General features: G+C 69.9%; 19 protein-coding genes and 1 pseudogene. 12 read left to right on the forward strand and 8 right to left on the reverse strand.

Annotated elements, in window-relative coordinates; translation table 11 throughout:
* Positions 1-83 precede the first annotated feature (83 nt).
* Positions 84-1,295, forward strand: coding sequence for a methionine adenosyltransferase (gene metK, locus A5775_RS11250; RefSeq protein ID WP_067251922.1), 1,212 nt, complete (start codon positions 84-86; stop codon positions 1,293-1,295).
* 58 nt (positions 1,296-1,353) lie between these two features.
* Here metK and A5775_RS11255 read toward each other — a convergent pair whose 3' ends face one another.
* The 3 genes from A5775_RS11255 to A5775_RS11265 form a co-directional block, all read right to left on the reverse strand.
* Complete coding sequence (locus A5775_RS11255; RefSeq protein WP_067251924.1) at positions 1,354-1,920, reverse strand: pyridoxamine 5'-phosphate oxidase family protein; 567 nt, start codon at positions 1,918-1,920, stop codon at positions 1,354-1,356.
* Positions 1,921-1,936: 16 nt separating this feature from the next.
* Entirely contained in the window at positions 1,937-3,427 is a 1,491-nt protein-coding gene (locus tag A5775_RS11260) for an NAD(P)/FAD-dependent oxidoreductase (protein WP_067251927.1), read from the reverse strand.
* Between the two features lie 71 nt (positions 3,428-3,498).
* Positions 3,499-4,473 (reverse strand): alpha/beta hydrolase, encoded by a 975-nt coding sequence (locus tag A5775_RS11265; RefSeq protein WP_067251929.1) that lies wholly within the window; start codon positions 4,471-4,473, stop codon positions 3,499-3,501.
* Here A5775_RS11265 and A5775_RS11270 point away from each other — a divergent pair.
* From A5775_RS11270 to A5775_RS11280, 3 genes are all read left to right on the forward strand, one after another.
* A complete protein-coding gene (locus A5775_RS11270) occupies positions 4,472-5,242 on the forward strand; it encodes a lysoplasmalogenase (RefSeq protein WP_067251932.1) in 771 nt (256 codons plus the stop codon). The genes A5775_RS11265 and A5775_RS11270 overlap by 2 nt on opposite strands.
* An 80-nt stretch (positions 5,243-5,322) precedes the next feature.
* Positions 5,323-7,335 carry a primosomal protein N' gene (locus tag A5775_RS11275; RefSeq protein ID WP_197512514.1) on the forward strand — a complete coding sequence of 671 codons (2,013 nt, stop codon included), beginning with the start codon at positions 5,323-5,325 and terminating at the stop codon, positions 7,333-7,335.
* Between the two features lie 127 nt (positions 7,336-7,462).
* Entirely contained in the window at positions 7,463-7,948 is a 486-nt protein-coding gene (locus tag A5775_RS11280) for a MarR family winged helix-turn-helix transcriptional regulator (protein ID WP_067251935.1), read from the forward strand.
* A 20-nt stretch (positions 7,949-7,968) separates the two neighbouring features.
* Here the strand turns inward: A5775_RS11280 and A5775_RS11285 are convergent, their stop codons facing one another.
* Positions 7,969-8,796 (reverse strand): class I SAM-dependent methyltransferase, encoded by an 828-nt coding sequence (locus tag A5775_RS11285; RefSeq protein WP_067251937.1) that lies wholly within the window; start codon positions 8,794-8,796, stop codon positions 7,969-7,971.
* A gap of 184 nt (positions 8,797-8,980) precedes the next feature.
* On the opposite strand from A5775_RS11285, the gene fmt reads away from it, so the two are divergent.
* From fmt to ribD, 4 genes are all read left to right on the forward strand, one after another.
* On the forward strand, positions 8,981-9,916 hold the full coding sequence (fmt, locus tag A5775_RS11290) for a methionyl-tRNA formyltransferase (protein ID WP_067251939.1): 936 nt from the start codon (positions 8,981-8,983) through the stop codon (positions 9,914-9,916).
* Positions 9,913-11,364, forward strand: a complete 1,452-nt coding sequence (locus A5775_RS11295) for an RsmB/NOP family class I SAM-dependent RNA methyltransferase (RefSeq protein WP_067251942.1) — start codon at positions 9,913-9,915, stop codon at positions 11,362-11,364. The genes fmt and A5775_RS11295 overlap by 4 nt, the downstream gene beginning before the upstream one ends.
* A gap of 104 nt (positions 11,365-11,468) precedes the next feature.
* Positions 11,469-12,176: a ribulose-phosphate 3-epimerase gene (gene rpe, locus A5775_RS11300; protein ID WP_156660662.1), complete on the forward strand. Its 708-nt coding sequence runs from the start codon at positions 11,469-11,471 to the stop codon at positions 12,174-12,176.
* Positions 12,173-13,198: a bifunctional diaminohydroxyphosphoribosylaminopyrimidine deaminase/5-amino-6-(5-phosphoribosylamino)uracil reductase RibD gene (gene ribD, locus A5775_RS11305; protein ID WP_067251946.1), complete on the forward strand. Its 1,026-nt coding sequence runs from the start codon at positions 12,173-12,175 to the stop codon at positions 13,196-13,198. The genes rpe and ribD overlap by 4 nt, the downstream gene beginning before the upstream one ends.
* A gap of 8 nt (positions 13,199-13,206) precedes the next feature.
* On the opposite strand, the gene A5775_RS11310 is transcribed toward ribD, so the two are convergent.
* Both A5775_RS11310 and A5775_RS11315 read right to left on the reverse strand, forming a co-directional pair.
* The gene (locus A5775_RS11310; RefSeq protein WP_067251948.1) at positions 13,207-14,763 is read right to left on the reverse strand and encodes an MFS transporter; all 1,557 of its coding nucleotides are present in this window, start codon (positions 14,761-14,763) and stop codon (positions 13,207-13,209) included.
* Positions 14,760-15,467 carry an LppX_LprAFG lipoprotein gene (locus tag A5775_RS11315; protein WP_067251951.1) on the reverse strand — a complete coding sequence of 236 codons (708 nt, stop codon included), beginning with the start codon at positions 15,465-15,467 and terminating at the stop codon, positions 14,760-14,762. Before A5775_RS11315 ends, A5775_RS11310 begins: the two co-directional genes overlap by 4 nt.
* Before the next feature lie 118 nt (positions 15,468-15,585).
* On the opposite strand from A5775_RS11315, the gene A5775_RS11320 reads away from it, so the two are divergent.
* The 4 genes from A5775_RS11320 to A5775_RS11335 all read left to right on the forward strand — a co-directional run bounded on the left by A5775_RS11320 (position 15,586) and on the right by A5775_RS11335 (position 18,682).
* The gene (locus A5775_RS11320; RefSeq protein WP_067251953.1) at positions 15,586-16,185 is read left to right on the forward strand and encodes a riboflavin synthase; all 600 of its coding nucleotides are present in this window, start codon (positions 15,586-15,588) and stop codon (positions 16,183-16,185) included.
* A gap of 121 nt (positions 16,186-16,306) precedes the next feature.
* On the forward strand, positions 16,307-17,584 hold the full coding sequence (locus tag A5775_RS11325; RefSeq protein ID WP_067251976.1) for a bifunctional 3,4-dihydroxy-2-butanone-4-phosphate synthase/GTP cyclohydrolase II: 1,278 nt from the start codon (positions 16,307-16,309) through the stop codon (positions 17,582-17,584).
* A gap of 137 nt (positions 17,585-17,721) precedes the next feature.
* On the forward strand, positions 17,722-18,201 hold the full coding sequence (gene ribH, locus A5775_RS11330) for a 6,7-dimethyl-8-ribityllumazine synthase (RefSeq protein ID WP_067251956.1): 480 nt from the start codon (positions 17,722-17,724) through the stop codon (positions 18,199-18,201).
* A gap of 10 nt (positions 18,202-18,211) precedes the next feature.
* Positions 18,212-18,682 carry a PH domain-containing protein gene (locus A5775_RS11335; protein ID WP_067251959.1) on the forward strand — a complete coding sequence of 157 codons (471 nt, stop codon included), beginning with the start codon at positions 18,212-18,214 and terminating at the stop codon, positions 18,680-18,682.
* An 81-nt stretch (positions 18,683-18,763) separates the two neighbouring features.
* On the opposite strand, the gene A5775_RS11340 is transcribed toward A5775_RS11335, so the two are convergent.
* Both A5775_RS11340 and A5775_RS25655 read right to left on the reverse strand, forming a co-directional pair.
* Positions 18,764-19,102, reverse strand: a complete 339-nt coding sequence (locus tag A5775_RS11340; protein ID WP_066991353.1) for a hemophore-related protein — start codon at positions 19,100-19,102, stop codon at positions 18,764-18,766.
* Positions 19,103-19,205: 103 nt separating this feature from the next.
* Positions 19,206-19,728 (reverse strand): annotated as a pseudogene (locus tag A5775_RS25655) (PPE family protein); the annotation flags it as partial.

Consider the following 19,728-nt stretch of genomic DNA (forward strand, 5'->3'; position numbering starts at 1 on the left):
TCTCCTCGGGACCGGGACGGGGTGCCGGCCGGGCTGATGCGGGCCGATATAATTCGGTTGACTAACTATTTGGAAGGATTGGCATGAGCGAAAAGGGTCGCCTGTTTACCAGTGAGTCGGTGACTGAGGGACATCCCGACAAGATCTGTGACGCGATCAGCGACTCGGTCCTCGACGCCCTGCTGGCGCAGGACCCCCGCTCCCGTGTCGCGGTCGAGACGCTGGTGACCACCGGCCAGGTGCACGTGGTGGGTGAGGTGACGACGACGGCCAAAGAGGCGTTCGCCGACATCACCAACACGGTTCGCGAGCGCATCCTCGACATCGGTTACGACTCGTCGGACAAGGGCTTCGACGGCCTGACCTGCGGCGTGAACATCGGCATCGGCGCGCAGTCGCCCGACATCGCCCAGGGCGTCGACACCGCCCACGAGACCCGCGTGGAGGGCGCCGCGGACCCGCTGGACTCCCAGGGCGCCGGTGACCAGGGCCTGATGTTCGGCTACGCGATCAACGACACCCCCGAGCGGATGCCGCTGCCGATCGCGCTGGCCCATCGGCTGTCGCGCAGACTGACCGAGGTTCGCAAGAACGGCACGCTGCCCTACCTGCGGCCGGACGGCAAGACGCAGGTCACCATCGAGTACGAGGACGACGTTCCGGTCCGGCTGGACACCGTGGTGGTGTCCACCCAGCACGCCGACGGTATCGACCTGGAGAACACGCTGGACCCCGACATCCGCCAACACGTGCTCAAGACGGTGCTGGAGGAGCTGGCACACGACACCCTGGACTCATCGGCGACGCGGGTGCTGGTCAACCCGACCGGCAAGTTCGTGCTCGGCGGCCCGATGGGCGACGCCGGCTTGACCGGCCGCAAGATCATCGTCGACACCTACGGTGGATGGGCCCGCCACGGCGGCGGCGCCTTCTCCGGCAAGGATCCGTCCAAGGTGGACCGGTCAGCGGCTTACGCGATGCGCTGGGTGGCCAAGAACATCGTCGCCGCCGGGCTGGCGGAGCGGGTCGAGGTGCAGGTGGCGTATGCCATCGGCAAGGCGGCCCCGGTCGGGCTGTTCATCGAGACCTTCGGCACCGCGACCGTCGACCCGGTCAAGATCGAGAAGATCGTTCCGGAGGTGTTCGACCTGCGTCCCGGTGCGATCATCCGCGACCTGGACCTGTTGCGGCCGATCTACGCGCAGACCGCCGCCTACGGCCACTTCGGCCGCACCGACGTCGAACTGCCCTGGGAGCAGCTGAACAAGGTCGACGACCTCAAGCGCGCCATCTAGCGTTGCGCGCGGTCTACATCGCGCGAGCGAACGTGACTGCAGTGTCAGGTTCGGCGCGTCACCGGCCCGGGGCCGGGTGGTCGGAATCGAGCGCGGGCAACCCGTCGATGCTGCGCCGGTTGCGGCTGATCAGCCGCGCGTAGGCCTCGTCGGTCGCCTTGTGGTGATGCGCGTCGAGCACCGGTCGTTCGTCGACGAGCTCGTAGTAGGGCACTGCGAATCCGCAGGCGTCGGCGATCCGCTCCACATCGACCACGATGATGGCGCGGACGCCCGCGCGCCGGACGTCGAAATGCCCTATGAGATCGGCGAATTCGGCATCATCGGGCCGGATCGCCCGCCCGGTTCCGAACAGGCGCAGGATCCGCGAGGTGCGGGTGAACGAGCAGAACATGACGGTGATGCGGCCGTTGTCGCGCAAATGGGCGATCGTCTCGACACCGCTGCCGAACAGATCCAGGTAGGCGACGGTGTGTTCGTCGAGCACCGCGAACGTATCGCAATATCCCTTGGGGGACAGGTTGATTCGCCCTCCCTCGGAGGGGGCGGTGGCGACGAAGAACACGGCCTGTTCGCGGATGAAGTCGCGCAGCGACGCGTCGATACTCGGGAATTCCTTCGCCACGTGTGCAGCGTAGCCGCTAGCCGGTGAAGCGGTAGTCGTCCAAATCGAAGCGCCGACTGCGCCAGTACACCTCCGGGGTGGTGCCCGGCCGCAGTGGCACGTCGCCGTTCTTGTCGAAGTAGTAGCTGTTGGCCAGCTGGCAGCTGTCCTGCCAGAAGATCTGCCGGTGCCGTCGGCGCATCATCTCGGCGAAGTAGCGATCGTTGGCTTCCTGGCGCACCTCGACGCGCGCCGCCCCGAGGCGCTCGGCCCGCTTGAGGCACCGGACGATGTGATGGGTCTGCGCCTCGATGAGCGCGAAATACGAAGAGCCTACGTAACCGTACGGGCCGAACACGGTGAACAGGTTGGGGAAACCCGGCACGGTGACACCCTCGTAGGCCTGCAAGCGGTGCTCGTCCCAGAACCGGCTCAACGACTTCCCGCCGCTTCCGGTGACCGCGAACGTGGGCACGTTGTCGGGGTCCATCACCTTGAAGCCGGTCGCCAGGATCAGCACGTCGATGTCGTGGGTTTCGCCGTCGGTGGTGGCCACCGCGTCGGGCGTGATCTTGTCGATCGGTTCGGTGACCAGCCGCACGTTGTCGCGGTTGAAGGTGGCCAGGTAGCCGTTGTGGAAGCCGGGGCGCTTACAGCCGACGGCGTAGCGCGGGGTGAGCTGCTCGCGCACCGCCGGGTCGCGGACCTGCCGCCGCAGATAAGACCGTCCCAGCGAGGCCATCCTCTTGGCCAGTGGGATCACCGTGAAATAGTGCGCGGAGATCGGGAAGGTGAGTTCCACGTAGGCCTGGCTGAGCAGCCGCTGCAGCACCTTGCCGCCGGGAATGCGCATCGCCCAGCGCGCGGGCGCCGGCAGCGGGACGTCCAGCTTCGGGAAACACCAGATCGGCGTGCGCTGAAACACGGTGAGCGAAGCGACAACTGGCGCGATCTCGGGGATCACCTGCACGGCCGAGGCGCCGGTGCCGATCACCGCGACGCGCTTACCGCTCAGATCCTGGCCGTGATCCCACCGCGCGGTGTGCATGGTGATGCCGGCGAACGAGTCCACACCGTCGATGTCGGGCAGGTTCGGCACCGTCAACACGCCGCAGGCGCTGACCAAAAATCTCGCCGTGATCTCGCCTGCCGGGTCGGTCTGGACCCGCCACAGGCCGCGCTCGTCGTCGAACTCGGCCGTTTGGACCTTGGTGTTGAACCGGATCCGCGAGCGGATGCCGTATTTGTCGGCGCAGTGTTCGGCGTAGGCCTTGAGTTCGCGGCCCGGTGCGTAGGTGCGCGACCAGTGCCGGCTCTGCTCGAAGGAGAACTGGTAGGAGAACGACGGAATGTCGACGGCGATACCGGGATAGGTGTTCCAGTGCCAGGTGCCGCCGACTCCGTCGCCAGCTTCGAGCACCAGGTAATCGGGCAGCCCTGCCTTATCGAGGTTGATGGCGGCGCCGATGCCGGAGAATCCCGCGCCGATGATCAGCGTGTGGTAGTCGGGGGTTTCTGCTGGGTTCATCGGTGCCCGCCTACGGATGCGTGCAGCCGGGCGAAGGTGCGCTCCGTCATGAAATCACCGTACGCCCGGCCTCAGCGCTGCAGGGCGGTTCGCAACGCCGCCAGTCCGCGCTCCATCGCGGCGGTGGCGGCGGGCACCACGCCGGCATAGCCCAGGTAGCCGTGCACCATGGTCTCGGCGTTGTGCACCTCGGCGGTCACGCCGGCGGCGGCCAGCAGTTCGCCGTATCGGATGCCGTCGTCGCGCAGTGGGTCATAGCCGGCGACGCCGATGTAGGCCGGCGCCACGTTGCTCAGGTCTTTCGCGCGCCCGGGCGCCAGGCCCGGCGGCGGATCGGACAGGTCCGCGTCGCGCGCATACCAGCGGGAGAACTCGGCGACGGCCTTGACGTCGAGGATCGGCGCGGCCGCGTTTTCGCTGAACGACGGCAGCGACGCGTCCCACATGGTCGACGGATACCACAACAGTTGGAACCTGACGGGCGGTCCGCCGCTGTCCCGGGCCCGTTGCGCCATCACGGCGGCGATGGTGCCGCCGGCCGAATCCCCGGCGACGGCGATCCGGCTCGGGTCGCCCTGCAGGTCGGCGGCGTTCTCGGCGACCCAAAGCGTTGCGGCCCAAGCGTCTTCGACGGCCCCGGGGTAGGGGTGTTCGGGGGCCAGCCGGTAGTCGACCGACACCACGATCGCGTCGGCGCCGACGGCATGCTGGCGGGCCGTGCCGTCGTGGGTGTCGAGATCGCCGATGACGAAGCCGCCGCCGTGGAAATACAGCACGACGGGCGCCGCGGCGCTTCCCGGCCTACCGTCGGAATGGCTTGGCGGCCAATAAATCCGGACCGCGACCGAACCCGCGGGGCCCGCAATCGTACGGTCCTCGACCCGCAACTCGGGATGCAACGGCCTGCGCGGCAGGTCGCGGAACCGCTGCCGCGCCGCGTCGACGCCGTCCTCGGTGGATAGCCGGAAGGGAACCGCATCCAGTACCTTCTGCAGGATGGGGTCGATCGCAGGTTTCTCGTCGGCTGTGTTGTCCAAGCTGGGCATGGACGTACCGTACGCACCTCGCCTGGTCGCCGGCGCCTGGGTGGTGGCCGGCTGGGTGGCCCTCGGCTACGGCATCTACCTGACCGTGCTGGCGCTGCGCTCCCCGCCGGGAATGGAGCTGACCGGGCACTGGGTGTTGCAGCCGGCGTTCAAGGCCTCGATGGCATTTCTGCTGATGCTGGCCGCGGCGGGGCACGCAGATGTTCGCGAGCGGCGGTGGCTGATGCCGGCGCTACTGCTGTCGGCCGTCGGCGACTGGGTGCTCGCGATCCCGTGGTGGACGCTGTCTTTCGTGGTCGGTCTGGCCGCATTCCTGTTGGCGCACTTGTGTTTTATCGCGGCCCTGCTGCCGCTGGTTCCGCCGTTGTCGTTGTCATCGCAAGGCGAGCGGCCGTCGACGCCGCGCATCGCCGCGGTGGCCCTGATGTGTGCGGCGTCGATCGCCTTGCTGGCGTGGTTCTGGCCGCACCTGGGCCAGGACCAGCTGACGCTGCCGGTGACGGTCTACATCGTGGTGCTGACCGCCATGGTGTGCACGGCGCTGCTGGCGAAGCTGCCGACGATCTGGACGGCGGTGGGGGCGCTGTGTTTCGCGGCCTCGGACTCGATGATCGCCATCAGCCGCTTCATCCTGGGCAACGAGGCGCTGGCCGTGCCGATCTGGTGGTCGTACGCGGCGGCCCAGATCCTGATCACGGCGGGGTTCTTCTTCGGCCGCGAGATTTTCGCCCAGGACGCCGGGGCCGCGCCGGCTCCCGCCGAAGGCTGATTTGTCGCATGCGCCCGGTAGGCTGCGGGCCGGACGGTAAATACATTGGATAGCACCATGATTCGCGGCCCGAGGGCGCCGTGAGCCCCAGCGCGCGCACGCCGGTCGAGGTGGAACCGATCGCGCGCGTGCTGCCGATGCTGTCGGTGCCGCACCTGGACCGCGAGTTCGACTACCTGGTGTCGGCCGAGCAGTCCGACGACGCCCAGCCCGGGGTGCGGGTTCGGGTGCGCTTCCACGGCCGCCTCGTCGACGGGTTCGTGCTGGAGCGCCGCACTGACACCGACCACCCCGGCAAGCTGGGCTGGCTCGATCGCGTCGTGTCGGCCGAACCGGTCCTCACCCCGGAAATCCGCCGGCTGGTCGACGCGGTGGCCGCGCACTACGCGGGCACCCGCCCCGACGTACTGCGCCTGGCTGTGCCCGCCCGCCACGCCCGGGTCGAGCGGGAGCCCGTGGTGAGCCCGGACCCGCCGGGCGCGCTGACCCCGGCGCCCGTCGACCCGGCGGGCTGGGCCGTCTACGGGCGGGGCGCCCAGTTCCTGGCCGCCCTGTCCGAATCGCGGGCCGCCCGCGCCGTTTGGCAGGCGCTGCCGGGCGAGCCGTGGACCGATCGCTTCGCCGAGGCCGCCACGCAAACGGTGCGGGCGGGCCGCTCGGCGCTGGCGATCGTTCCCGACCAGCGCGACCTGGACGCTCTGTGGCGGGCGGCGACGACGCGGATCGACGAAGGCAGCGTGGTCGCCCTGTCGGCCGGCCTGGGGCCGGCGGCCCGGTACCGGCGCTGGCTGGCGGCGCTGCGCGGCACCGCGCGGTTGGTCATCGGCACGCGCAGCGCGGTGTTCGCGCCCTTGAGCGATCTGGGTCTGGTCATGGTGTGGGCCGACGCCGACGACAGCCTGGCCGAGCCGCGAGCCCCGTATCCGCACGCCCGCGAGGTGGCGATGCTGCGCGCGCATCAGGCCCGGTGCGCGGCGCTGATCGGCGGCTACGCGCGCACCGCGGAGGCCCACGCGCTGGTGCGCAGCGGATGGGCGCAGGACATCGTCGCGGCGCGGCCCGTGGTGCGCGCCCGCACGCCGCGGGTGAGCGCCCTCGACGACAGCGGTTACGCCGACGAGCGCGACCCGGCGGCACGCACCGCACGCATTCCCTCGGTCGCGCTGCGCGCCGCCCGCTCGGCGCTGCAGGCGGAGGCGCCGGTGCTGGTGCAGGTGCCCAGGCGCGGGTACGTCCCGTCGCTGGCGTGCGCGCGTTGCCGCACCATCGCCCGCTGCCGGCACTGCACGGGGCCCCTGTCGTTGCAGGAGGGGGGCGCGGCGCTGCTCTGCCGCTGGTGCGGGCGGATCGACCCGATGCGACGGTGCGCGCGCTGCGGGTCGGATGCGGTGCGCGCCGTCGTCGTCGGCGCCCGCCGCACCGCCGAAGAGCTCGGCCGCGCCTTTCCGGGCACGGCCGTGATCACCTCGTCGGGCGACGCGGTCGTGCCCGAGGTTGCGCCCGGCCCGGCCCTGGTGGTGGCCACCCCGGGAGCCGAGCCGCACGTGTCGGGCGGCTATGGGGCGGCGTTGCTGTTGGACACGTGGGCGCTGCTGGGCCGGCAAGATCTGCGGGCCGCCGAGGACGCGTTGTGGCGCTGGATGAGCGCCACCGCGCTGGTGCGTGCCCGCGGCGACGGCGGCGTCGTGCTGGTGGTCGCCGAGTCATCGCTTCCCACAGTGCAGTCGCTGATCCGCTGGGATCCGGTGGGGCACGCGGAATCGGAACTGACCGCCCGTGCCGAAGTGGGCCTGCCGCCCAGTGTGCACATGGCGGCCATCGATGGAACGCCCGACGCGGTGACGGCGCTGCTCGACGAGGTCCGGCTGGCCGACCTGGAAGCCGACCTGCTCGGTCCGGTGGACCTGCCGGCTGGGGTGCGCCGTCCGGCCGGGACCCCGGCCGGCGTGGCGGTGACGAGAATGCTGGTGCGCGTGCCCCGCCGGCAGGGCCTGGCGCTGGCGGCCGCGCTGCGCCGCGGCGTCGGCGTGCTCAGCGCCCGGCAAACCCACGAGCCGGCCCGGGTACAGATCGATCCGCTGCACATCGGCTAGCCTTCACCGACCGTTACCCTGGGCGACAGTATGTGCATGCAATATTCTCTGTTTATGACATTAGAAGGTTGCTACACTTTCTATTCCTCAGCCGCCGAAAGGCCGGAGCCATCCGGAGAGGGGCGATATGACAGCGGACAACGCGACCGTTGACGAGTCTTTGGATGTCATCACCGATGCTTTGCTGACGGCCTCCCGTCTGCTGATGGCCATCTCGGCGCGTTCCGTCGGGCAGGTCGACGAGACCATCACCATCGCGCAGTTCCGGACGCTGGTGATCCTGTCCAATCGCGGCCCGGTCAACCTGGCCACCCTCGCGGGTCTGCTGGGGGTGCAGCCGTCGGCCACCGGCCGGATGGTGGACCGACTGGTCGCCGCGGGACTGATCGACCGCCTGCCGCACCCGACCTCGCGGCGTGAGCTGCTCGCCGCGCTGACCACGCGGGGCCGCGACGTCGTCCACCAGGTCACCGCGCACCGGCGCACCGAGATCGCTGCCATCGTCGCGAAGATGCCGCCGCCGGAGCGCCACGGGCTGGTGCGGGCGCTGACGGCGTTCAGCGCGGCCGGCGGCGAGCCCGACGTGCACCTGGACGCCGAGATCGACCTGTAGCCGCCTGGGTCGTAGCCCGCCTAGTCGCCGCGCTTGGTGGCGGTGACCAGCAGGTACTCCCAGCCCATGGTGCCGTCGACGAGGTGTTGTCGCGCGAGTTCGACGAGTTGGGCGTCGAGCTCGGCGGCCAGCACCCGGTTGTGGCCGATGTTCGCGTAGGCCTCGATCGTGGGCCCGTAGTGCTTTTTGAAGTAGGCGTGCGCGGCCTCGGCGCTGCCGAACCGGTTCACCGCCAACATGCCGCGCGCCGTGGTGATTTCGCCGATGCGGTCGCCCAGCAGCGCGGTGACATAGCCGGGGCGTCCCCACAGCGCGGCCGGCGGCACGGGGTGCGACAGGCTCGGCCGGTAGGGCCGAATGGTGGCCAGCATCCGGCCGAAGAAGCCCTCCGGCGTCCAGCTGATCACGCCGATCGTGCCGCCCGGCCGGCACACCCGGACCAGCTCGTCGGCGGCGCGCTGCTGGTCGGGTGCGAACTGCACCCCGATCGCCGACATGACGACGTCGAATTCGCCGTCGCCGAACGGCAGCGCGTGCGCATTGGCTTCCCGGTAGTCGATCGTCAGGCCCTGTGCCGCGGCCCGGTCCCGCGAGCGCAGGAGCAACTCCGGGGTGAGGTCGGTGGAGACGACGGCGGAGCCGGTGGCGGCGGCCGGCAGCGAGATGTTGCCCGAGCCGGCCGCGACGTCGAGGACCCGGACGCCGGGCCCGATGCCGGTGGCCTCGACGAGGGCGGGGCCGAGCGGTGCCATCACTTCCTCGGCCATCAGGGCGTAATCGCCCAGTGCCCAAACCGTGCGATGTGTGGCGGCGACTCTGGCGTCGCTGATGGTGGAGTCGAGGGTCATCAGACCTCCTTGGGGGAAGGGGAAGGGTCGTCTCTCGACGTCGCTGTCGACACGAATGGCAGAGCGGTTCACGCCGCCAAATAATGGCTTCCAGAAACAGTAGCCATAAGCAACAGTGTACGCACGCACATGCGGTCACCTCGGGCGGGTCCGACCGGCGTCCGGCGCTTCCTAGACTGAGCGGGTGCGCCTCGTCTTCGCCGGTACCCCCGAACCCGCGTTGCCCGCACTGCGCCGCCTCATCGACTCGCCGCGCCACGACGTGATCGCGGTGCTGACCCGGCCCGATGCCGCCGCCGGGCGGCGCGGCAAGCCGGAGCCCTCACCGGTGGCCCGCGAGGCGCTCGACCGCGGCATTCCGGTCCTGCGGCCCTCGCGGCCGAACTCGGCGGAATTCGTCGCCGAGCTGTCGCAGTTGGCGCCGGAGTGCTGCGCGGTGGTGGCGTACGGCGCGCTGCTGCGCGACGACTTGCTGGCGGTGCCCCCGCAAGGCTGGATCAACCTGCACTTCTCATTGCTGCCCGCCTGGCGCGGCGCTGCGCCGGTCCAAGCGGCCATCGCCGCGGGGGACGCCATCACCGGGGCGTCGACGTTCCAGATCGAGCCGAGCCTGGACTCGGGCCCCGTCTACGGAGTGGTGACGGAGACGATCCTCCCCACCGACACCGCCGGGGAACTGCTTGAACGACTGGCCATTTCGGGTGCGGCACTGTTGTCGACCACGTTGGACGGTATCGCCGACGCGACATTGACGCCGCGACCGCAGCCGGCCGAGGGCGTCAGCATCGCACCCAAGATCACTGTCGAGCAGGCCCGGGTGCGCTGGGACCTGCCTGCGCTGGTGGTGGAGCGACGCATTCGGTCCGTCACGCCCAACCCCGGCGCCTGGACGGTGATCGGGGACCTGCGCATCAAGCTCGGGCCGGTCGATGTCGGGATACCCGGGTCTCCAGAACCCTTGCCGCCCGGAGCAATTCACATCGACCGCAAAAACGTCTGGGTCGGCACCGGTTCGGACCCGGTTCGACTGGGTCAAATCCAGCCGCCCGGAAAGAAATTCATGAACGCGGTCGACTGGGCGCGCGGTGCCCGGCTCGACCCCGCGGTGCGGGCGACATGAGCACCAGTCGTGACAGGCCGCAGCGCAATCGGCCAGACCGCAAGCCGCCGCGGCAGCAGCAACGCGACCGCCGTCCGCCCCAGCGGGATCGCCGGCCTTCCCGCCAGCCGCTGGACCCGGCCCGGGCCGCGGCGTTCGACGTGCTCCGGGCGGTCAGCGAGCGCGACGCCTACGCCAACCTCGCCCTGCCCGCGCTGCTGCGCGAGCGCGGAATCACCGGCCGTGACGCCGCATTCGCCACCGAGCTGACCTACGGAACCTGTCGTAGCCGCGGCCTGCTCGACGCGGTGATCGGCGCGGCCGCCGGACGCGCGCCGCAAGCCATCGACCCGGTCCTGCTCGACCTGCTGCGCCTCGGCGCGTACCAACTGCTGCGCACCCGGGTCGACGCGCACGCGGCCGTGTCCACCACCGTCGAGCAGGCCGGCATCGAATTCGACTCGGCGCGAGCGGGTTTCGTGAACGGGGTGCTGCGCACCATCTCCGCGCGCGATGAGAAGTCCTGGGTCGAGGAGCTGGCCCCGGACGCGGCACGGGATCCGATCGGGCATGCCGCGTTCGTGCACGCCCATCCCCGGTGGATCGCCCAGGCCTTCGCCGACGCGCTGGGCGGGGCGGCGGGCGAACTCGAGGCGGTGCTGGCCAGCGATGACGAACGGCCCAAGGTGCATCTTGCCGCACGCGCCGGCGCGCTGACCGCCGCCGAGCTGGCTGACGCGGTGGGCGGCACGGTCGGCCGCTATTCGCCGTATGCGGTGTACCTGGCGGGCGGCGATCCCGGGCGGCTGGCGCCGGTGCGTGACGGCGTCGCGCTGGTCCAGGACGAAGGCAGCCAGCTGGTGGCCCGGGCGCTGACGCTGGCCCCGGTCGACGGCGATGCCGGACGCTGGTTGGACATGTGCGCCGGACCGGGCGGGAAGACTGCGCTGCTGGCTTCGCTGGGCGCTGGATCGGGGGCCCGCGTCACAGCGGTCGAGCCGGCCCCGCGCCGCGCCGACCTGGTGGCCGACAACACCCGCGGGCTGCCGGTCGACGTGCTGCGGGTCGACGGGCGGCACACCGATCTCGAGCCGACGTTCGACCGGGTGCTCGTCGACGTGCCCTGCACCGGGCTGGGGGCGCTGCGCCGTCGGCCCGAGGCCCGGTGGCGGCGCCAACCGGCCGACGTGGCGATGCTCACCAAGCTGCAACGCGAGCTGCTCGGCGCCGCGATCGCGCTGACCCGTCCCGGGGGCGTGGTGCTGTATGCCACCTGCTCGCCGCACCTGGCCGAAACCGTCGGCGTGGTCGCCGACGCCCTGCGCCGCTACCCGGTCAGCGCGCTGGACGCCCGGCCGTTGTTCGAGCCCGTCACCGGCTTGGGGGACGGGCCCTATGTTCAGCTGTGGCCACACCGGCACGGCACCGATGCGATGTTCGCGGCGGCGCTGCGCCGCGAAGCGGGGTAGTGCGGCCGTGACACGAATAGACCCGGCCGCGGCGGCGCTGCGCCGCGAAGCGGGGTAGCGGGGTAGCACCGCCAGATGTGAACCGAGCGGCGCGGCTCAGTAGTCTGGCGCTCATGGCTGGCAACACGGAATCATCGAAGGGGCCCCTGATCGCACCGTCGATCCTTTCCGCTGACTTCTCCCGGCTCGCCGACGAGGCCGCCGCCGTGACCGGCGCCGACTGGTTGCACGTCGACGTGATGGACAACCACTTCGTACCGAACCTGACCTTCGGGTTGCCGGTGGTGGAGAGCCTGCTGGCGGCCACCACCATCCCGATGGACTGCCACCTGATGATCGAGGACCCCGACCGCTGGGCGCCGCCCTACGCCGAAGCGGGGGCCTACAACGTCACCTTCCACGCCGAGGCCACCCAGAATCCGATCGGGGTCGCGCGCGACATCCGCGCCGCCGGCGCCAAAGCGGGGATCAGCGTGAAGCCGGGCACGCCGCTCGAGCCGTACCTGGAAATCCTGCCGCAGTTCGACACCCTGCTCATCATGTCGGTGGAGCCCGGTTTTGGCGGCCAGAGCTTCATCCCCGAGGTCCTGAGCAAGGTGCGCACCGCGCGCAAGCTGATCGATGCGGGGGAGTTGACGATCCTGGTCGAGATCGACGGCGGGATCAACGGGGACACCATCGAGCAGGCCGCCGAAGCGGGTGTCGACTGCTTCGTCGCCGGGTCGGCCGTGTACGGCGCCGCCGACCCGGAGGCCGCGATCGACGCGCTGCGGCGGCAGGCCGCCGGCGCATCCCCGCACCTGCGTCGATGACCGTTTCGCCGGGTGAGGGCCTTGACGCCGCGATGCGGTTGGCGATCGAGCAATCCAATCTCGTCAAGGGAACGACATATCCGAATCCCCCGGTGGGCGCAGTCATCCTCGACGCCGGCGGGGAGGTGGTCGGCGTGGGGGGTACCGAACCGGCCGGCGGCGACCATGCCGAGATCCTGGCGCTGCGGCGTGCCGGCGACCTGGCCGCCGGTGGGACCGTCGTGGTCACCCTCGAGCCGTGCGACCACTACGGCAAGACCCCGCCGTGCGTGAACGCGCTGCTGGACGCGAAGGTGGGCACGGTGGTCTACGCCGTCGCCGACCCGAACCCGGAGGCCGCCGGTGGCGCGGCCCGGCTGGAGGAAGCCGGCGTCGCGGTGCGCTCGGGTGTACTGGCCGACGAGGTGACCGGCGGGCCGCTGCGGGAGTGGCTGCACAAGCAGCGGACCGGGCTGCCCCATCTGACGTGGAAGTACGCCAGCAGCGTCGATGGCCGCAGCGCGGCCGCCGACGGCTCCAGCCAGTGGATTTCGAGCGACGCCTCACGGCTGGACCTGCATCGCCGCCGCGCGGCATGCGACGCGATCGTGGTGGGGACGGGCACGGTGCTGGCCGACGATCCGGCGTTGACCGCCCGCTTGCCCGACGGCTCGCTGGCCGAGCGGCAGCCGCTGCGAGTGGTCGTAGGAATGCGTGAAATACCTTCGGAGGCAAAGGTTCTCAACGACGATTCGCGGACCATGCTGATCCGGACGCACGACCCCATGGAGGTGCTCAAGGCGGTCTCTGATCGCACCGACGTGCTGCTGGAGGGCGGCCCGACCCTGGCGGGAGCCTTCTTGCGGACCGGGGCGGTGAACCGGATCCTGGCCTACGTCGCGCCGACCCTGTTGGGCGGCCCGGTCACCGCGGTCGACGACGTCGGAGTGTCGACGATCGCGCGCGCGTTGCGCTGGCACTTCGATGGAATCGATCGGGTGGGACCCGACGTGGTGCTCAGCCTGGTGCCGCGCAGCGGCTAGCAGCGCGCCTAGCGCTCACTCAGCGAGGCCTCTTGCGGCTCAGGGATTTCCGGTTCCTCGGCGTGTTCGTTGCGGCCGCCGATGAGCAGGCCCAACAGCGCCCCCGCGAGGCAGATCACGACGGTGGCCGCGAAGATGTCGCCGTACATCATGGCGAACGCCTTGAGGTACATCGTTCCCTGGGCGGCGATGCGCTCCAGCAGGGTGGCATCCGGCGGGATCGCGGCCGTCAAACCCGCCACGATCTGGTTGAACCGGTACAGGCCCCACGCGCTGAGCGCGGCCACGCCGATCAGCATGCCCGTCATCCGGGCCACCACCACGGCGGCCGAGGCGATGCCGTGTTGGGCCGACGGGACAACCCGCAGCGCGGCCGAGGTCAGCGGCCCGATGACCAGCCCGAGGCCAAAACCGGCCACCAGCAGGTCGGCGTGCAGCACGGGGACGTTGAGCAGCCCCAGAATGTTGTGCTTCTGGCTCATCACGTCCTGGCGCCAGAAGTGGATCAGCCAGTAGCCGTAAGCGGCGATGAGCAGCCCGACGAAGGTCACCGCGCGGTCGCCGACGCGGGTGGCGATCCACCCGCCGAGCACCGCCCCGATCGGCAGCGCGATCAGGAACCACAGCAACAGCCCGGCGGCTTGCGTCTGGGTCTGGCCCAGCACTCCCTGGCCGAACAGTTCGACGTCGACCAGGGTCACCATCAGCGCCGCGCCCGCGAACAGCGAGGCGCCCAGCGCGGCCAGGAACGGCCGGAAGCGCACGCCGGCCGGTTCGATCAGCCGGGTGCGCGAGAAGCGCTCCCACAGCAGGAACAGGACCCCGACCACGGCCGCGCCGATCACCAGCGGTAATCCGTAGCTCGGCAGGATCTGTTTGCCGTCAGGCTGCGGGTTGTACAGGCCGATCACCGCAAGGCCCAGCGCGAGCGCGAGCAGCACACCGCCGACCAGATCGACCTTCTCGGGCGTTTCGGTGCGTTCGTGCGACGGCAGGCTGAACTGGATCATCAGCATCGCGATAAGTGTCAGCGGGACGTTGATCCAGAACACGTAGCGCCAGTCGTGGAACAAGAAGACGATGAAGATCCCGTACAGCGGGCCCAGCACGCTGCCGAGTTCCTGGGCGGCGCCGATGCCGCCGAGCACGCCGGCGCGGTTGCGCTGTGCCCACAGGTCGGCGCCCAGCGCGAGGGTGACGGGCAGCAGCGCGCCACTGGCCACACCCTGGATGGTGCGGCCGCCGATCAGCAGGTGGAAATCGCCCCAATGACCGGCGAGCGCGGTGACCACCGAGCCGACCATGAACAGCGCCAGGCTGACCTGTAGCACCAGCTTGCGGCCGAACCGGTCGGACGCCCGCCCCAGCAGCGGCATGGCGGCGATGTAGCCCAGCAGGTACATCGTGATGATCCAGGTGATGCGCTGCAGCTGGTTGATCGGGATGTGAACGTCGGTCATGATGTCGCGCATGATCGTCACGACGACATAGGCATCCAGGGCGCCCAGCAGTACCGCCAGACTGCCGGCGCTGATCGCGACGCGGCGCCCGGTTTGTGTGGTCACGAGCTCACCGGGGGCTTGGTGACCTGAACCTGCTCGCCCCACTTCGACAGGGTGATCTCGGCGGCATTGCCCGAGCTCTTCTGCAGGTTGGCCCGGACCAGCTGGTGGTCACCGGTCTCCTGAATCCACACCGTGCTCGGCACCCGCTGGGTCGCGTTGAACTGGGGCACGATCTTGTTCACCGCGTCGGCCGACACGTTGCCGCTGACCTTGATGGTGCTCTGCCCGTCGATGGTCTCGCGGCCCTCAGCCTTCGCGTCGCTGAAGTTCGCCAGCGCGTTGCCCAGCCCGGTCTCCGGGTTCAGCAGCACCGAGACGTCGTAGATGTCGGACGCCTTGCCGAAGTCGCTCCACTTGTTCGGGGTGAGGGTGGCATACAGGGTTCCGTCGACGACGACGAAGTTGGCGTCGATGTCGGAGCCGCCCAGGGTGATGGTGGCGTTACCCGACGCGGCGGTGGCCGGCGCGGTGGTGAGGTCACCGGTCAGCGTCTTGATGGGGAGCCCGGGGATCTTGCCCTGAATGCTCAGCCCGATGTGCGCGCTCTTGACGTTCTTGGTGGCGTCGGCCGACTGCTTGACCAAGGTCGTGCCGTCGGGCAGCGGCGCGCCGCTCTGCTTTGAGCCCGACGAACAGCCGGCGACCAAGGCGGTGGCGAGGATCAGGGATGCGAGGACGGCCGATAGACGGCGGCGGGTCTGCATATTCTGCATCGTAGAGGGTGCCGGTGACTGCCCTGGTGAACGCGGGGCCCCGGTGTCGCCCGCGCGACGGTGTTTGCCCTGCTCACCCGGCTGAGGACGGGCCAATTAGCCTTAGGGGATGTTTACCGGAATTGTCGAGGAACTCGGCGAGTTGACGGGTCGAGACGTCCTTTCCGACGCGGCGCGGCTGACCATCCGCGGAGCCGTCGTGACCGCCGACGCGGGCCATGGCGATTCGATTGCCGTCAATGGTGTGTGCCTGACCGTCGCCGAGCTGTTGCCCGGCGGCCACTTCACCGCCGACGTGATGGGCGAAACGCTGAATCGGTCCAACTTGGGCGGACTGCAGGTCGGCAGCCGGGTGAACCTGGAGCGCGCCGCGGCGGTCAACAGCCGGCTGGGCGGGCACATCGTGCAGGGCCACGTCGACGGGACCGGCCAGATCGTGGCGCGCACGCCGTCCGAGCACTGGGAGGTGGTGCGCATCGAGATCCCCGCGGAGGTGGCCCGCTACGTGGTGGAAAAGGGGTCTATCACCGTCGACGGGATTTCGCTGACGGTGTCGGGGCTGGGCAGCGGCCCGCGCGACTGGTTCGAGGTCTCGTTGATTCCCACCACCCGCGAACTGACCACCCTGGGCCAGGCCCCGGTCGGGACGCAGGTGAACCTCGAAGTCGACGTGATCGCCAAATACGTCGAGCGGTTGATGTCCCGCTGATCAAGCCGTCGCAATAACCGCGCCGTCGGCGTGGTTCATACTGAATGCAACACGTGGGCTTCTCGTGTGAGCCGTTTTGACAGTGTTCCCGCCCGCGAGCGGGGACGGCGAGGTAGCAGAGATGACGAGGTTGGACTCCGTCGAAAGGGCGGTTGCCGACATTGCGGCCGGCAAGGCCGTTATCGTCATTGACGACGAGGACCGTGAGAACGAGGGCGATCTGATCTTCGCCGCCGAGAAGGCGACGCCGGAGATGGTCGCGTTCATGGTGCGCTATACCTCGGGATACCTGTGCGTGCCGCTGGACGGGGCGATCTGCGACCGTCTGGGGTTGCTCCCGATGTACGCGGTGAACCAGGACAAGCACGGCACCGCCTACACCGTCACGGTGGACGCCAAAGACGGTGTGGGCACCGGGATTTCGGCGTCGGACCGCGCCACCACGATGCGCCTGCTGGCCGAACCCGCCAGCATCGCCGACGATTTCACCCGCCCCGGCCACGTGGTTCCGTTGCGCGCCAAGGACGGTGGCGTGCTGCGCCGGCCCGGCCACACCGAGGCCGCGGTCGACCTGGCCCGCATGGCCGGCCTGCAGCCCGCGGGCGCCATCTGCGAGATCGTCAGCCAAAAAGACGAAGGCTCGATGGCCCAGACCGACGAGCTGCGGGTGTTCGCCGACGAACACGACCTCGCCATGATCACCATCGCCGACCTGATCGAGTGGCGGCGCAAGCACGAGAAGCACATCGCCCGGATCGCCGAGGCCCGGATCCCGACTCGGCACGGCGAGTTTCGTGCCATCGGCTATGCCAGCATCTACGAGGAAGTCGAACACGTCGCGCTGGTTCGCGGCGAGATCGCCGGGCCGGACGCCGACGGCGACGACGTGCTGGTGCGCGTGCACTCCGAGTGCCTGACCGGTGATGTCTTCGGTTCCCGCCGCTGTGACTGCGGACCCCAACTGGACGCCGCCATGGCGATGGTCGCCCGCGAGGGGCGCGGCATCGTGCTCTATATGCGCGGTCACGAGGGCCGCGGCATCGGCCTGATGCACAAATTGCAGGCCTATCAGCTGCAGGACGCCGGCGAAGACACCGTCGACGCCAACCTCAAGCTCGGGTTGCCGGCCGACGCAAGGGATTACGGGATCGGCGCGCAGATCCTGGTCGACCTCGGAGTGCGCTCGATGCGGCTGCTGACCAACAACCCCGCCAAGCGGGTCGGCTTGGACGGGTACGGCCTGCACATCATCGAGCGGGTACCGCTTCCGGTGCGCGCCAACGCCGAGAACATCCGATACCTGATGACCAAGCGGGACAAGATGGGTCACGACCTGGCCGGGCTGGACGACTTTCACGAATCCGTCCATTTGCCGGGTGAATTCGGCGGTGCATTGTGAGCCGCGCCGGCGACGATGCAGCACGAAGTGGTGCTGAGGAGCGGCGCCGATGAGCCGCGCCGGCGACGATGCAGCACGAAGTGGTGCTGAGGAGCGGCGCCGATGAGCCGCGCCGGCGACGGGGGAGAGCGGCGCCGATGAGTGGTGGCGCCGGCGTGCCGGAAGTGCCGGCGCTTAACGCCTCTGGTGTGCGGCTCGGCATCGTGGCCAGCACCTGGCACAGCGAGATCTGTGACGCGCTGCTGGCCGGCGCGCGCAAAGTGGCCGCTGAGTCGGGTGTGGACAACCCCACGGTGGTGCGTGTGCTCGGTGCCATCGAAATCCCGGTGGTGGCGCAGGAGCTCGCCCGCAACCACGATGCCGTCGTCGCGCTGGGTGTCGTGATCCGCGGGCAGACACCGCATTTCGAGTATGTGTGTGACGCGGTGACCCAGGGCCTGACCCGGGTTTCGCTGGACGCGTCGACGCCGGTCGCCAACGGCGTGCTGACCACCGACAACGAGGAGCAAGCGCTCGATCGGGCCGGGCTTCCGGCGTCGGACGAGGACAAAGGGGCTCAGGCGGCAGGGGCGGCGCTGTCCGCGGCGCTCACGCTGCGTGAGTTGCGCGCCCGGTAGTGACTGCGTCGTGACGTCACCGCCGGACCGCGAGACCTGGGATGCGGTGCTGCGTCCCCACCGCACACCGTTATTCGCCTACGGGGCAGCGGTTCTCATCGCGGGCGCGCACATCGTGGTGGGCCTGTTGCTCAAGATGCAGTCCACCGGCGTGGTCTTTCAGACCGCCGACCAGGTCGCGATCGCGGTGCTGGGCCTGGTCATCGCCGGCATCGTGCTGTTGTTCGCACGCCCCCGGCTACGGATCGGTCCGCCCGGTGTGGCGGTGCGAAATCTTTTGGGAGACAAGCTGATCGAATGGCCCGACGTTGTCGGTATCTCGTTTCCGGTGGGTCACCGCTGGGCGCGCATCGACTTGCCCGACGACGAGTACATCCCGGTGATGGCGATTCAGGCCGTCGACAAGGGTCGCGCGGTGGACGCCATGAACACGGTGCGCTCGCTGCTGGCGCGCTATCGGCCGGACCTGCAAACCCCCTGAGCGCCGCGACGCCGCCCCCCCGGTCTCGGCCCGGGAGGCGTCGTCGCCTGACGTTCTATCGGAAAGCCCGTATCAAGGCACTCAGTATCGGGTGCAGTCCGTCATCATCTGCTGGAAAATCGGCAGGGCCTGCTGGGCGCCCTGGTTGTGCTCGATCGCGTGCAGCAGGTTAACGCGCTGATCGGGCGACGAAGCCAGGTACTGCTGCAAGAACTGCTGGTTGGGCGGCGACTGGTCCAGGTACTGAGCGGCCATCGGGTTCTCCGCGTGCACCGCCCGCATCGCCTGGTCGTAGTTACAGGTCGTGTTGATCATCGGACCGTAATCCGGGCTGGCGGATGCGACCCCGGCCGCAGCGGTCGACGCCAAAGCCAGGCCGCCGACGGTGACGGCCAATTTGGCCAACGAGCGCTTCATCATTTACGGACTCCCTCCATTGCTGTGCCCCCACTCTAACGTTGAGTTAGAAGGTTGGTAGCCAGAACCTAGGGCGCCCAAACCGCCGGCAACGCGCGTGGAGCGCTCAGGGGGCGTCCGGCCGCCCCGTTTCCGGTCCCTCGTTTTCGGGGCCCCAGCTGCTCGGGAGCAGCGGCATTCGGGGTCCGTCGGCCAGTGAATCGCCGGCAATTGTGGTCAATCCCACTGGGGCGGCATCCGCCCCGCGGGCGGTGCCGGCGAACCCCATGGGCCCCGCACCCCGCTCCGAGGCCGTCACCGGGGTTTTGCCGGCGGTATCGGCCTCCGGGTCCGCGCCGAGGTATTCGTAGCGGCGCCCGGGGTCGATCAGGCCGGCCCGCTGGCGGCGCCGGCGGCGGCCCTGTTCCCGCTGAGCCGCGGCGGCCGCCGGTGCGATGGCGCCGGGCTCGGCTGCTTTCTGGTCGCTCCGGGAGGCGGCGCGGATGCCCGCGCCGGCCCCGATGCCCGGCGGACCGACGACGTACGGATAACTGAAGCCGGGGACGGCGGCCGCGGGCGGCGCCGCGGGCGCCGCGACAGATGCCGGGGCCGCCGCCGGTGTGGGCGCGGGGGGGGGGGGGGGGGCCGGG

The sequence above is a fragment of the Mycobacterium sp. 852002-10029_SCH5224772 genome (assembly GCF_001667315.1).
In the GTDB taxonomy this organism is placed as follows: Bacteria; Actinomycetota; Actinomycetes; order Mycobacteriales; family Mycobacteriaceae; genus Mycobacterium.

What these genes read in the sequence shown, in the direction of transcription:
- metK (WP_067251922.1), top strand. Translation starts at nt 84, where the DNA reads ATGAGCGAAAAGGGTCGCCTGTTTACCAGTGAGTCGGTGACTGAGGGA.
- A5775_RS11260 (WP_067251927.1), bottom strand. Translation starts at nt 3,427, where the DNA reads ATGAACCCAGCAGAAACCCCCGACTACCACACGCTGATCATCGGCGCG.
- A5775_RS11270 (WP_067251932.1), top strand. Translation starts at nt 4,472, where the DNA reads ATGGACGTACCGTACGCACCTCGCCTGGTCGCCGGCGCCTGGGTGGTG.
- A5775_RS11265 (WP_067251929.1), bottom strand. Translation starts at nt 4,473, where the DNA reads ATGCCCAGCTTGGACAACACAGCCGACGAGAAACCTGCGATCGACCCC.
- A5775_RS11280 (WP_067251935.1), top strand. Translation starts at nt 7,463, where the DNA reads ATGACAGCGGACAACGCGACCGTTGACGAGTCTTTGGATGTCATCACC.
- A5775_RS11285 (WP_067251937.1), bottom strand. Translation starts at nt 8,796, where the DNA reads ATGACCCTCGACTCCACCATCAGCGACGCCAGAGTCGCCGCCACACAT.
- A5775_RS11295 (WP_067251942.1), top strand. Translation starts at nt 9,913, where the DNA reads ATGAGCACCAGTCGTGACAGGCCGCAGCGCAATCGGCCAGACCGCAAG.
- ribD (WP_067251946.1), top strand. Translation starts at nt 12,173, where the DNA reads ATGACCGTTTCGCCGGGTGAGGGCCTTGACGCCGCGATGCGGTTGGCG.
- A5775_RS11315 (WP_067251951.1), bottom strand. Translation starts at nt 15,467, where the DNA reads ATGCAGACCCGCCGCCGTCTATCGGCCGTCCTCGCATCCCTGATCCTC.
- A5775_RS11320 (WP_067251953.1), top strand. Translation starts at nt 15,586, where the DNA reads ATGTTTACCGGAATTGTCGAGGAACTCGGCGAGTTGACGGGTCGAGAC.
- A5775_RS11325 (WP_067251976.1), top strand. Translation starts at nt 16,307, where the DNA reads ATGACGAGGTTGGACTCCGTCGAAAGGGCGGTTGCCGACATTGCGGCC.
- ribH (WP_067251956.1), top strand. Translation starts at nt 17,722, where the DNA reads ATGAGTGGTGGCGCCGGCGTGCCGGAAGTGCCGGCGCTTAACGCCTCT.
- A5775_RS11340 (WP_066991353.1), bottom strand. Translation starts at nt 19,102, where the DNA reads ATGATGAAGCGCTCGTTGGCCAAATTGGCCGTCACCGTCGGCGGCCTG.